This window comes from Streptomyces sp. SYP-A7185 (assembly GCF_046103685.1).
GTDB lineage: Bacteria > Actinomycetota > Actinomycetes > Streptomycetales > Streptomycetaceae > Streptomyces.
The window spans coordinates 5,339,765-5,352,500 of record NZ_CP122310.1; the positions used below are offsets into that span (position 1 = coordinate 5,339,765).

13 protein-coding genes (1 of these 13 only partly in view) are annotated in these 12,736 nt (G+C 72.2%); 10 read left to right on the top strand and 3 right to left on the bottom strand.

The genetic code is table 11. The annotated features are described in order from the left end of the window. The first annotated feature begins 58 nt into the window (after positions 1-58). The 5 genes from QBL25_RS23440 to QBL25_RS23460 all read left to right on the top strand — a co-directional run bounded on the left by QBL25_RS23440 (position 59) and on the right by QBL25_RS23460 (position 5,113). Entirely contained in the window at positions 59-991 is a 933-nt protein-coding gene (locus tag QBL25_RS23440) for a Ppx/GppA family phosphatase (RefSeq protein ID WP_409058976.1), read from the top strand. A gap of 112 nt (positions 992-1,103) precedes the next feature. Beyond that, complete coding sequence (locus tag QBL25_RS23445) at positions 1,104-1,928, top strand: sugar phosphate isomerase/epimerase family protein (RefSeq protein WP_409058977.1); 825 nt, start codon at positions 1,104-1,106, stop codon at positions 1,926-1,928. 13 nt (positions 1,929-1,941) lie between these two features. Further along, the gene (locus tag QBL25_RS23450) at positions 1,942-2,571 is read left to right on the top strand and encodes a TetR family transcriptional regulator (RefSeq protein ID WP_409058978.1); all 630 of its coding nucleotides are present in this window, start codon (positions 1,942-1,944) and stop codon (positions 2,569-2,571) included. 181 nt (positions 2,572-2,752) lie between these two features. Next, complete coding sequence (gene ilvD, locus QBL25_RS23455) at positions 2,753-4,606, top strand: dihydroxy-acid dehydratase (RefSeq protein WP_409058979.1); 1,854 nt, start codon at positions 2,753-2,755, stop codon at positions 4,604-4,606. A 174-nt stretch (positions 4,607-4,780) separates the two neighbouring features. Then, positions 4,781-5,113 carry an SH3 domain-containing protein gene (locus QBL25_RS23460; protein ID WP_409058980.1) on the top strand — a complete coding sequence of 111 codons (333 nt, stop codon included), beginning with the start codon at positions 4,781-4,783 and terminating at the stop codon, positions 5,111-5,113. A 98-nt stretch (positions 5,114-5,211) separates the two neighbouring features. On the opposite strand, the gene QBL25_RS23465 is transcribed toward QBL25_RS23460, so the two are convergent. Then, positions 5,212-7,464, bottom strand: a complete 2,253-nt coding sequence (locus QBL25_RS23465) for a protein kinase domain-containing protein (RefSeq protein ID WP_409058981.1) — start codon at positions 7,462-7,464, stop codon at positions 5,212-5,214. 240 nt (positions 7,465-7,704) lie between these two features. Between QBL25_RS23465 and QBL25_RS23470 the strand changes: the two genes are divergently transcribed. The 4 genes from QBL25_RS23470 (at position 7,705) to proC (ending at position 10,858) form a co-directional block, all read left to right on the top strand. After that, the gene (locus QBL25_RS23470) at positions 7,705-8,238 is read left to right on the top strand and encodes an EamA/RhaT family transporter (protein ID WP_409058982.1); all 534 of its coding nucleotides are present in this window, start codon (positions 7,705-7,707) and stop codon (positions 8,236-8,238) included. Positions 8,239-8,381: 143 nt separating this feature from the next. Beyond that, positions 8,382-9,191, top strand: a complete 810-nt coding sequence (locus QBL25_RS23475) for an ABC transporter ATP-binding protein (protein ID WP_409058983.1) — start codon at positions 8,382-8,384, stop codon at positions 9,189-9,191. Then, positions 9,188-9,925, top strand: a complete 738-nt coding sequence (locus tag QBL25_RS23480; RefSeq protein ID WP_409058984.1) for an ABC transporter permease — start codon at positions 9,188-9,190, stop codon at positions 9,923-9,925. The genes QBL25_RS23475 and QBL25_RS23480 overlap by 4 nt, the downstream gene beginning before the upstream one ends. A 120-nt stretch (positions 9,926-10,045) precedes the next feature. Continuing rightward, the gene (gene proC, locus QBL25_RS23485; RefSeq protein ID WP_409058985.1) at positions 10,046-10,858 is read left to right on the top strand and encodes a pyrroline-5-carboxylate reductase; all 813 of its coding nucleotides are present in this window, start codon (positions 10,046-10,048) and stop codon (positions 10,856-10,858) included. Between the two features lie 31 nt (positions 10,859-10,889). Here proC and QBL25_RS23490 read toward each other — a convergent pair whose 3' ends face one another. Further along, complete coding sequence (locus QBL25_RS23490) at positions 10,890-11,477, bottom strand: cysteine hydrolase family protein (RefSeq protein WP_409058986.1); 588 nt, start codon at positions 11,475-11,477, stop codon at positions 10,890-10,892. Between the two features lie 146 nt (positions 11,478-11,623). Between QBL25_RS23490 and QBL25_RS23495 the strand changes: the two genes are divergently transcribed. Beyond that, on the top strand, positions 11,624-12,595 hold the full coding sequence (locus QBL25_RS23495) for a GlxA family transcriptional regulator (protein ID WP_409062746.1): 972 nt from the start codon (positions 11,624-11,626) through the stop codon (positions 12,593-12,595). Here QBL25_RS23495 and trpS read toward each other — a convergent pair. Next, positions 12,550-12,736: the final stretch of a tryptophan--tRNA ligase gene (gene trpS, locus QBL25_RS23500; RefSeq protein WP_409058987.1), read on the bottom strand. 824 nt of this gene lie beyond the right edge of the window; 187 of the gene's 1,011 nt are visible here — the last part of the coding sequence; its start codon lies off the right edge, out of view — the gene reads right to left on this strand; its stop codon occupies positions 12,550-12,552. The genes QBL25_RS23495 and trpS overlap by 46 nt on opposite strands.

Sequence of the window (12,736 nt, forward strand, 5' to 3'; positions counted from 1 at the left end):
GCGCGCGGTACCCGGTCCGAGGACCAGCGACGGCCGTACGCGCAGTAGCGTTCCGTACATGAGACTCGGTGTCCTCGACGTAGGTTCGAACACGGTGCATCTGCTGGTGGTGGACGCACACCCCGGCGCGCGCCCCCTGCCCGCTTACTCGCACAAGGCGGATCTGCGGCTCGCCCAACTCCTCGACGAGGCCGGGGCGATCGGCCCCGAAGGCGTCGACCGCCTCGTCGGCACCGTCCGGGACGCGATGGAGGCCGCCGAGGACAAGGGCGTGGAGGACCTGCTGCCGTTCGCGACCTCCGCCGTCCGCGAGGCCAGCAACGCCGATCAGGTCCTGGCCCGGGTCAAGGACGAGACCGGCGTGGACCTCCAGGTCCTCACCGGCGCCGAGGAGGCCCGCCTCACCTTCCTCGCGGCCCGCCGCTGGTTCGGCTGGTCGGCGGGAAAGCTCCTGGTCATCGACATCGGCGGCGGCTCGCTCGAAATCGCGTACGGAATCGACGAGGAGCCGGACGCGGCGGTCAGCCTGCCGCTCGGCGCCGGACGCCTGACGTCCGCCTGGTTCGGCCAGGACCCGCCGGACCCGGCCGACGTGAAGGCGCTGCGGCGGCACGCGCGCGCCCAGATCGCGCGCACGGTGGGCGAGTTCAGCCGCTTCGGCGCCCCGGACCACGTCGTCGCCACGTCGAAGACGTTCAAGCAGCTGGCCAGGCTCGCGGGCGCCGCGCGCTCGGCGGACGGCCTCTACGTCCAGCGCGAGCTGAAGCGGAAGTCCCTGGAGGACTGGGTCCCGCAGCTGGCCGCGATGACGACCGCCGAGCGCTCCGAACTGCCCGGGGTCTCCGAGGGGCGGGCCGGACAACTGCTCGCCGGGGCGCTCGTCGCCGAGGGTGCGATGGATCTCTTCGGCGTCGAGACGCTGGAGATCTGCCCGTGGGCGCTGCGCGAGGGCGTGATCCTGCGCAGGCTCGACCACCTGCCGACGTCGTGACCGGCGGTTCGTGGGCCGCCGTCTCACCGGTCGTAGACATACGTCACATACGGCGCGGGTGTGCGGGATACCACCTCCCGGGTGCCGGGGCATGGGCCGTACGCTGTCCCTCGTGGCAGAACCAGTGGTGCGCATCCCGGATGCGAAGGTCGCCCTGTCGACGGCCTCGGTCTATCCGGAGTCGACGGCGACGGCCTTCGAGATCGCCGCACGCCTGGGTTACGACGGCGTAGAGGTCATGGTGTGGACCGACCCCGTCAGCCAGGACGTCGAGGCCCTGCGCAGACTCAGCGACTACCACCAGATCCCGATCCTCGCCGTTCACGCCCCCTGTCTCCTGATCACGCAGCGCGTGTGGTCCACGGACCCGTGGGTGAAGCTCCAGCGCGCGCAGGCAGCCGCCGAGAAGCTGGGCGCCTCGACCGTGGTCGTGCACCCGCCCTTCCGCTGGCAGCGGGGGTACGCGAACGCATTCGTCGACGGCATCTGGCGGATGGCCGACGAGACGGACGTCCGATTCGCCGTCGAGAACATGTACCCGTGGCGTTACCGCGACCGCGAGATGCTCGCCTACGCCCCCGACTGGGACGTCACGAAGGACGACTACCGCCACTTCACGGTCGACCTCAGCCACACCGCGACCGCGCGTACGGACGCGATGCAGATGATCGACCGCATGGGCGACCGCCTCGGCCACGTCCACCTCGCCGACGGCAAGGGCTCCGCCAAGGACGAGCACCTGGTGCCGGGCCGCGGCACGCAGCCGTGCGCCGAACTCCTGGAGCGCCTCGCGACGAGCGGCTTCGACGGCCACGTCGTCATCGAGGTCAACACGCGCCGCGCGATGTCCAGCGCCGAGCGCGAGGCCGACCTCGCCGAGGCCCTGGCCTACACGCGGCTGCACCTGGCGTCCGCGGTGAAGGTGCCCCGGTCGTGACGGAGACCGCGCCGTGACGGCGGCGGCCCCCGGCGGCGCGGCCCCCCGCCGCAGAGGACGCCCTTCCCGTACGGAGTCGGCCGAGGGCCCGGCGACGCGCGACCGCATCCTGGAAGCGGCCCGCACCGAGTTCTCCGCCCGGGGGTACGAGAAGACGTCCGTGCGCGGGATCGCCAAGGCCGCGGGCGTGGACTCCGCGCTCGTGCACCACTACTTCGGCACGAAGGAGCAGGTCTTCGCCTCGGCGATCGAGGTGGCCTTCGCGCCCGCGCTCGAAGCGCCCACCGCGGTCGAGGAAGGCCCCCTGGAAGGCGTCGGCGAGCGCCTGACCCGCTTCATCTTCGGCGTCTGGGAGAACCCCGCCACCCGCACCCCGCTCCTGGCGATCGTGCGCTCGGCGGTGAACAACGACACGGCGGCCGCCGTCTTCCGCCGCCTCATCGCGGCGCAGCTGCTCAGCAGGGTGGCCCGCCGCATCGACCAGCCGGACGCCGAGCTGCGGGCGGAACTGGCGGCGGCGCAGCTCGTCGGGACGGCGATGCTCCGGTACGTGATCCAGGTGGAGCCCCTGGCGTCGGCGGACCCCGAGGCGATCATCGCGCGGATCGCGCCGGTGGTGCAGGGACATCTGACCGGACCCTGAGCGCGCGTTCGCACGACTGGCCGGTCACAGGCGCCGGAGGCCGCTGACCGGCGCCGGAACGGCCGCTCACCGAGACGACCGTCCCGCTATGCGGACAGCCTGTCCAGATCGTGGAGCGTCGGCGTACGCTCGACAAGAGTCGATCCTTATGTCTCTGAGATCCCCGAAGGAGCGAGCGACGATGCCCGAGCTCAGGTCCCGCACAGTCACCCACGGCCGCAACATGGCGGGCGCACGCGCCCTTATGCGTGCCTCCGGTGTACCCGGCGCGGACATCGGGCGGAAGCCGATCATCGCCGTCGCCAACTCCTTCACCGAGTTCGTCCCCGGCCACACCCACCTCCAGCCGGTCGGCCGGATCGTCTCCGAGGCGATCACGGCGGCGGGCGCCATCCCCCGCGAGTTCAACACGATCGCCGTGGACGACGGCATCGCGATGGGCCACGGCGGCATGCTGTACTCCCTGCCCTCCCGCGACCTGATCGCGGACTCGGTGGAGTACATGGTGGAGGCGCACTGCGCGGACGCGCTGATCTGCATCTCCAACTGCGACAAGATCACCCCCGGCATGCTGAACGCGGCCCTGCGCCTCAACATCCCGACGGTCTTCGTCTCCGGCGGCCCGATGGAGGCCGGCAAGGCCACGCTGGTCGACGGCACGGTCCGCAAACTCGACCTGGTCAACGCGATCAGCGACGCGGTGAACGAGAACGTCTCGGACGAGGACATCCTCCGCATCGAGGAGAACGCCTGCCCCACGTGCGGCAGCTGTTCCGGCATGTTCACCGCCAACTCCATGAACTGCCTGACCGAAGCCATCGGCCTCTCCCTGCCGGGCAACGGCTCGATGCTCGCCACGCACACCGGCCGCAGGGCGCTGTACGAGCGGGCGGGCGCCACGGTCGTCGAGATCACCAAGCGGTACTACGACGGCGACGACGCCTCGGTCCTGCCGCGCAACATCGCCACCCGGGCCGCCTTCGACAACGCCATGGCGCTCGACATCTCCATGGGCGGCTCCACGAACACGATCCTGCACCTCCTCGCCGCCGCGCAGGAGGCCGAGCTCGACTACACCCTCGCCGACATGGACGAGGTCTCGCGCCGCGTGCCCTGCCTGGCCAAGGTCGCCCCGAACGTGGCCCCCGGCGGCACGTACTACATGGAGGACGTGCACCGCGCCGGCGGCATCCCCGCGATCCTCGGCGAGCTGTACCGCGCGGGCCTCCTGAACGAGGACGTGCACACGGTCCACTCCGCCTCCATCAAGGACTGGCTGGAGACGTGGGACGTGCGCGGCGGCTCGCCGTCGGACGAGGCGGTCGACCTCTGGTACGCGGCCCCGGGCTGCGAGCGCTCGGCGACCGCCTTCTCCCAGTCGAAGCGCTGGGACTCCCTGGACACGGACGCCGCGGGCGGCTGCATCAGGGACGCGGCCCACGCGTACTCGAAGGACGGCGGCCTCGCGGTCCTCAAGGGCAACCTCGCCGTGGACGGCTGCGTCGTGAAGACGGCGGGCGTCGACGAGTCGATCTGGACGTTCGAGGGCCCGGCCGTGGTCTGCGAGTCGCAGGAAGAGGCCGTCGACAAGATCCTCAAGAAGCAGGTCAAGGAAGGCGACGTGGTCGTCATCCGGTATGAGGGTCCCAAGGGCGGCCCCGGCATGCAGGAGATGCTCTACCCCACGTCCTTCCTGAAGGGCCGCGGTCTCGGCAAGGCCTGCGCCCTGGTCACGGACGGCCGCTTCTCCGGCGGCACGTCGGGCCTGTCGATCGGCCACGCGTCGCCCGAGGCGGCGTCCGGCGGCACGATCGCCCTGGTCGAGGACGGCGACCGCATCCGCATCGACATCCCCAACCGCGGCATCGAACTCCTCGTCCCCGAGGAGGAGCTGACGGCCCGCCGCGAGGCACTGGGCGGCGTCTACGCCCCCAAGGCCCGTGAGCGCAAGGTCTCGGCGGCCCTGCGGGCGTACGCGGCGATGGCCACGAGCGCGGACCGCGGCGCGGTGCGGGACGTGTCGAAGCTGGGCTGAACGGCTCTGCTCCCCCGGGAGGAGCGTGGCCGGGGAGGAACGTGAACGGGGCGGTTGCGGTGGCCGGGAAGGGGAACCCCGGCCACCGCAACCGCCCCGCCTCGCTCACGCGTCCACCCAGTGACGACCATGCCAGGGGCGGCCCCGCGCCGCCGCTTCACGGGGGAGAGAAGCATGAGCGAGAACGTCATAACGCCTGAATCACCGGAGTCCGCCGAGGCCGCTGAGTCCGCGGAGGCCGCGGAATCCGTCGTGGCAGCGGCGGCAGCGGCGACGTACGCGATCGTGGCGGACGTCAACGTCCGCTCCGGCCCGGGCACGTCGTACGGCAAAGTGGGCCGCCTCTCGGCCGGGACCCGCGTGACGATCCACTGCCAGAAGCCGGGCGAGACCGTCACGGGCCCGACCGGCACGTCGAAGCTCTGGGACCGCATCGGCAGCGGGCGGTACGTCTCCGACACGTACGTCCGCACGGGCAGCGACGGTTACGTGGCCCCCCGCTGCTGATCCACCGCGGGGCACACGGCACGGCACCGCACGCGGGACGAGGCACCGCACGGCACGGATGACCGGCCGAAGCCGCCGCAGCCCGGCCGGACCGAGGTTCAGCCGGACTTCGGCGGCTTCGTCGCGTCGAACGCGAACACGGTGTTCCTGGCCGCCGTCACGACCACCACCCGGCCCGAGACCGCCACCCGCGGACTGGCGTTCACCTCACCGGTGAGGCCTTCCGCCCGCGGATCGGTGGACCACAGCGGGGTGCCGCCGCGCGGCGAGAGGGCGACGACCCGCCCGCTGGCCGAGCTGAAGTACAGCGCCCCGGCGCCCCCGCCCTGATCCGCGGACGGCACCGGCCCCGAAGCGCCCTCGACGCTCGTCTGCCGGGACCACTTCTGCCGCCCGGTGGCGGGATCCACCGCGCTGATCCGCCCGGTCTGCTCGGCGAAGTAGACCGTGCCGTCCACGACCCCGGTCGTGGCGGAGTACGTCCGCTTCAGCGGCCGGGCGGTGACGCGACCGCTGCCCGGGTCGACCCGCAGCACCTTGTCGTAGCCGAGGAACTCGGGTCCCTTCATGCGCTGGTGGAGGAGCACGAGCCGGCCCTTGCTGTCACCCACCGGGTGCACGGGTCCCGCGACCGCGATGCCCTCGCCGAGCGACCCCGACTTCAGGTCGACGCTGTGCACGGAGGGGTGGCGCACCTCGACGTCGTCGACCTCGGGGGAGGGCGCGCACATCGCGTACATCCGCCCGCCCGCCGGGACCGGCGTGCACTGCCGGCCGCCGGGGAAGGGCGTCGACCAGAGCGTGCGCCCGCTGTGCACGTCCCTGGCCTCGATCCGCGTACGGTCCGCGTCGGCCGAGAGGACCGTCGAGCCGGTGAGGACCGCGTCCTGGGACCGCCCGGTGTAGATCTGGGACTGGGTCCCGATGGGGCGGGCCCACAGCTTCTTGCTGGTCCTTGCGTCCAGGGCCACCAGCTGGACGCGCTCGTCGGTCGACGCGGCGTCGTCCGGGATGCGGTAGCCGAGGACGGTGTCGTCCGTGGCGCCCACGATGTGCATGCCCTGCATGGGCACGCCGGGGCTCTTCACCTTCCAGACCTGCTTGCCGTCGGAGATCCGCAGCCGGGTCGCGAGGGTTCCGCCGCCCCCGCAGAACAGCGCGTCCCCGCGGGGCACGCAGCGCACCTCGTCCGGGATGCCCCGGTCGTTGGGCACCGTCGTGCGCCACGGGTGGAAGCCGCCGGGCAGGGCCTCGGCCGCCGCGACCGTGCGGTCCTTGCCGTCACCGCCGTCGCCCCCGTCGTCGGGGGAGCCGCCGGACGAGCCGAGCTGGAGCGCGGCGATCCCACCGCCGAGCGCGGCCACGGCCAGAGCGGCGGCGAGCACGGTGCGCCTGCGGCGGCGCGGACGCGGGCGCGGACCGTCGAGAGCCCCGCCGGAGACACCAGGACCAGCACCTGCCCCGGTCCTCTCCACCGAGGGCCGGTGATGCTGCGTGTCGATGTCCCGCGTACGGCCGCTCCGCACCCCGCCCGCGTCGCCCAGCTCGACCGGCAGGTCCCGCAACCGTTCTAGGAGCTGGTCCGCGGAGGGCCGTGCCTCCGGGTCCTTGTCGAGGCACGGCTCGACCACCGCACGCAGGGCGGCCGGGACGGCCGTCAGCTGCGGTGCCTCGTGCACCACTTGATACGCCGTCATATAGGGGCTGTCCGCGTCGAACGGCCCCTGCCCCGTCGCCGCGTACACCAGCAGCGTGCCCAGCGAGAAGACGTCGGACCGCGGCCCGACCCCGCGCGGCGCCTGCAACTGCTCCGGTGACATGAACGGCGGCGTGCCGATGACCCGCCCCGTCATCGTCAGCGTCTGCTGGTCGGCGGCGCGCGAGATGCCGAAGTCGATGACGCGCGGACCCTCGGGCGACAGCACGACGTTCGAGGGCTTCAGATCGCGGTGCACGACGCCCACGCGGTGGATGTCGCGCAGCGCCTCCGTCAGACCGATGGCGAGCGTGCGCAGGTCGGCGCCGGTCAGCGGGCCGCTCTTGGCGATCCGCTGGGCGAGCGTGTGCCCCTCGATGTAGGCCGTCGCCATCCACGGATGCTCGGCCTCCGGGTCGGCGTCGACCACGGCGGCGGTGAACGCGCCGCTCACCCGCCGCGCCGCCGCCACCTCCTGCCGGAAGCGGATGCGGAACTCCTCGTCGCCCGCGAACTGCTGGTGGATCAGCTTGATCGCCACGGGGCGCCCGGACGCGGTGCGCGCCAGATAGACCGTGCCCATGCCGCCCGAGCCGAGCCGTGCCTCTAGCGGGTAGCCGCCGATCTCGGCGGGGTCACCTCCGCGGAGCGACACTCTCTGACCTCCCGTCCCGCGTGCATGTGTGGGCGCATGAGCCGGTTTATCCGCCCTGCTGTCCGTCCTGCCCCACAAACTAGCCGCCGAGTGGTGCGGCAGGGCAAGGCGGGGGACGAATAGGGCGAGCCCGGCGTGGACGAACAGGGCGGCCCGGCGGGGACGCATGGGCGAGCCCGTCCGCTGCCGCGCCGCGCGGGCCCGCACCCCGTAGCCGCCCTCCCGGGCCATACTCGACGGGTGAGCGCAGATTCCAGCACCCCCGACCGCACGGCCGCGACGGCCAAGGCGGCCCCGTCCGGCGCGACGGCTCCGGGCCCGCGGCCCGAGCCCCTCCGCTTCTTCGGCACGACCTGGGTCGGCCACGACAACGGCTACGGCATGCGCCGCGCGGGCGTCGCGGTGGGCTCACTGCTCGCGGCCGCCGCCGGCTGCTTCGTGCTGCGGTTCGCGTACGAGGGCATGGAGATCGCGGACGTGGGGACGTTCGTGAACTTCCTGGTCCTCATCATGTTCTCGGTCTGTAGCGCGATCGCCTTCCGCCGCACCTGGGAGGGGTTCACCCGCCGCCACGACGCGGCGTCCCAGTCCTCGACGCGCGGCCTCCTGACGATCGGCTTCGTCGGCGTCCTCCTCGCCTACTTCTTCCGGTCCCTCACCGAGGCCCCCGGCGAACAGCTCCACCGCGAGGAGTACGAGGAGGCCCGCCGCCAGTACGCCAAGCGCACCTCACGCCGCACGGGCAACCCGTCCCGGAAGAAGAAAAAGGCCTGAGGAAGAAGTCCCGCCGATCCTCGCGGTCGTACGCGCGCTCCGACGCACTCGGTAGCGCGCCCTTCACCTTTCTCCCGACACCCGGCCCCTTACGCGGGGTCGCCCCTTGACGTGCCCGGCTCCCGGAGCGCAATAATCATCACATGGTGAATATAAAGGAGCTACCCGCCATCGAGGCGGCGGACCTGACCGTCGTCCGAGGCCCCCGCACCGTCCTGCGCGGCCTGACCTTCACCGTCCCCAAAGGACAGATCACCGGCCTCCTCGGCCCCTCCGGCTGCGGCAAATCCACCCTCATGCGCGCCACCGTCGGCACCCAGGCCAAGGTCACCGGCACCCTGAACGTCCTCGACACACCGGCCGGCGCCCCCGCCCTGCGCTCCCGCATCGGCTACGTCACCCAGAGCCCCTCGGTCTACGACGACCTGACCGTCCGCCAGAACCTGGACTACTTCGCCGCCGTCCTGGACCCCGGCCGCGGCCCCGCCGCCCGGCGCCGCCACGAACACGTCACCCGCGCCATCGACGACGTCGACCTCACCACCCACGCCGACGCCCTCGCGGGCAACCTCTCCGGCGGCCAGCGCAGCCGCGTCTCCCTGGCCGTGGCCCTCCTCGGCGCCCCCGAACTCCTCGTGCTCGACGAACCCACCGTCGGCCTCGACCCCGTGCTCCGCCGCGACCTGTGGGACCTCTTCCACTCCATCGCCGCCGACCGGGGCACCACGATCCTCATCTCCTCGCACGTCATGGACGAGGCCGAACGCTGCCACCGCCTCCTCCTCATGCGCGAAGGCGAGCTCCTCGCCGACGACACCCCCGAGGCTCTGCGCACCCGCACCGCCACCGACACCGTCGAAGCGGCCTTCCTCCACCTGGTCGACGCAGCGGTCGCCGCCCAGCAGACCGGCCCCGAGACCACCACCTCCGCCCCCACCAGGAACGCCCGATGAACACCTACCGCACCCTCGCCACCGCGGCCCGTGTCCTGCGCCAGCTCCGCCACGACCCCCGCTCCATCGCGCTGATGCTGCTCGTCCCCTGCCTGATGCTCCTGCTCCTGCGCTACGTGTTCGACGGCAGCCCGCAGACCTTCGACTCCATCGGCGCCTCGCTGCTCGGGATCTTCCCGCTCATCACGATGTTCCTGGTCACCTCCATCGCCACCCTGCGCGAACGCACCTCGGGCACCCTCGAACGCCTCCTCGCGATGCCCCTCGCCAAGGGCGACCTCATCGCGGGCTACGCCCTCGCCTTCGGCTTCCTCGCCGTCATCCAGTCCGTCCTCGCCACCGGCCTCGCCCTGTGGGTCCTCGGCCTCGACGTCACCGGCTCCGCCTGGCTGCTCCTCCTGGTCGCACTCCTGGACGCCCTGCTCGGCACGGCACTCGGACTCTTCGTCTCCGCCTTCGCGGCCTCCGAGTTCCAGGCCGTCCAGTTCATGCCGGCCGTGATCTTCCCCCAGCTCCTCCTCTGCGGCCTGTTCACCCCACGCGACCAGATGCAGCCGGTCCTCGAAGCGATCTCGAACGTCCTCCCCATGTCGTACGCCGTCGACGGCATGAACGAAGTCCTGCGCCACCCCGACATCACCGGCGACTTCGTCCGCGACACCGCCGTCGTCGCGGGCTGCGCCGTCCTCGTCCTCGCGCTGGGCGCCGCGACCCTCCGCCGCCGCACGGCCTGACCCACCCATGCCTGACCCGCCCATGCCCGACCCACGAATGCCCGACCCACCAATGCGAGGATGACCCCACCCAGCTGAAGCGCTGACCCGCTAGCCCCGCACCCGGAGGGTGATCCACACATGCCCCAGCCCGTAGCAGTCCTCGGCACCGGCAAGATCGGCGAAGCCCTCCTCAGCGGAATGATCCGGGCCGGCTGGGCCCCCGCCGACCTCCTGGTCACCACCCGCCGCTCCGAACGCGCCGCGGAACTGCGCACCCGCTACGGCGTCGACCCCGTCGGCAACGCCGAGGCCGCCCAGCAGGCCGACACCCTCATCCTCGCCGTCAAGCCGCAGGACATGGGCCGCCTCCTCGACGAACTCGCCCCGCACATCACCCCCGACCGCCTGGTCATCAGCGCCGCCGCCGGCATCACCACCTCCTTCATCGAGGAGCGCCTCGCCGACAGCACCCCCGTCGTCCGCGTCATGCCCAACACCCCGGTCCTCGTGGACGAGGGCATGTCCGTCATCTCCGCCGGCAGCCACGCCACCGGCACCCATCTCGCCCACGCCGAGGCGATCTTCGGCGCCGTCGGCAAGACCCTGCGCGTCCCCGAGACCCAGCAGGACGCCTGCACGGCCCTCTCCGGCTCCGGCCCGGCGTACTTCTACTACCTCGTCGAAGCCATGACCGACGCCGGCATCCTCCTCGGCCTGCCCCGCGACAAGGCCCACGACCTCATCGTCCAGGCGGCGATCGGCGCCGCCGTGATGCTCCGCGACAGCGGCGAACACCCGGTCAAGCTCCGCGAGAACGTCACCTCCCCGGCCGGCACCACCATCAACGCCATCCGCGAACTGGAGAACCACGGCGTGCGAGCGGCCCTCATCGCCGCCCTGGAAGCCGCCCGGGACCGCAGCCGCGAACTGGCCTCCGGCAACAACAGCTGACGGCCCTCCACGGCGCCGGGCGGCAACCGCACTACCGCCCGGCCGCCTCGACCACCGACCGCGTGGTCACCACCTCCGCGAAGCGCCCGCCGTGCAGGGAGACCGCCGAGGCCTGCGCCAGCTCCTCCGCGGTGCGCCGCCAGCCGAACGGCCCCTCCAGGTCGAACGTGTGCGTGGCGTCCAGCGCGAACAGCACCCGATACCCCAAGTTCCCTCCCATCCGCGCCGTCGTCTCCGCGCACATGTTGGTCTGGATCCCGGCCACCACGAACTCGTCGATCCCCTCCGCCTTGAACCACGCGTCCAGGTCCGGAGTCCCGTAGAACGCCGAGTTCACGGTCTTCTTCACGAACAGCTCCGACCCGGCCCCCTTCCCCCGCCGCTGCTCGACGTACTCCTTGAAGTCGTTGCCCTCGTGCCCCAGCCGCAACGGCGACTTCGGATGAGACGAGTCATGCCGCACGAAGACGACCGGCCGCCCCGTGGCCTGCCAGGTGTCGATGAGCGACGCGATGTTCTCGTCGGCCCCCGGATTGTTCCGCTCGCCCCAGAACCCCTCCTCCTCGAACCCCTTCTGTACGTCCACCACGACCAGCGCTGCGTTCCCTGCGATCTCCATGCCGACGATGCTGCCAACGCACCGCCCCACGGCCCAGAGGGAAGAAAGCCATCGACCGATGGTTTACTGCCACCGTGCCCAAGTCCTCCATCTCCGCCACCGCGCCCGCCCCGGCGCCCCCCACCGCCCCGGACGCACCCCAGCGCATCGCCCTGCTCGCCTTCCCCGGCATCCGCGCCTTCGACGTCTCGGTCATCACGGAGGTCTGGGGCACGGACCGCACCGACCGCGGCGTACCCCCCTTCGACCTCCGCCGCGTCGCCGCCGACCCCGCGCCCGTCCCGATGCGCGGCGCCCTGACCCTCGCCCCCGACCGCACGCTCGCCTGGCTGACCCGCCTCAACGGCAGCGACCTGGTCGTCGTCCCCGGACTCGACGACCACCTCACCCCCGCACCGCGCGCGGTCCTCGAAGCCCTGCGCAACGCCCACGCCCGAGGCACCACCATCGCGGCACTCTGCGGCGGCGCCTTCACCCTCGCCCAGGCAGGCCTCCTCGACGGCCGCCGCGCGATCACCCACTGGGGCCTCGTCGACCTGCTCCGCACCCATCACCCCCTCGTCACCGTGGAACCCGACGCCCTCTTCATCGAGGACGACAACATCTGGACCGCCGCGGGCACGGCCGCCGGCATCGACCTCTGCCTGCACCTGGTCCGCACGGCCCACGGCTCCGAAGCAGCCGCCACCATCGCCCGCTCGATGGTCACCGCCCCCTTCCGAACCGGCACCCAGGCCCAGTTCATCGAGCACCCCACCCCGCGCGCCGACCGCGACGCCGATGCCCTCGCCTCCGTACGCGAATACGCCCTCCGTCACCTCCACGAACCGCTCACCGTCACCGACCTCGCCACCCGGGCGGGCATGTCGGCGCGCACCTTCGCCCGTCACTTCACCGCGGCCACCGGCACCACTCCACTGCGCTGGCTGCTGGACCAGCGCCTCGCGGCCGCGCAGAAGCTCCTCGAACGCACCGACCTGCCCATGCCCGAAGTGGCACGCCGCGCGGGCTTCGGCAGCGAGGTCACGATGCGCCAGCACTTCGCGTCGCGCCTCACCACCAGCCCTCGCGCCTACCGGGCCTCGTTCACCGGCGGGAGCAGACCGATCGCGCGATAAGCGGTGTCCACCGTCGGCCTGGACATCTCCCTCGCCCGCTCGGCCCCCCGCCGCAACACCTCCTCCACATACGCGGGATCAGCCACCAGCTCCTTGTGCTTCTCCTGCACGGGCCTCAGCAGCTCCACCACGGCGTCGGCG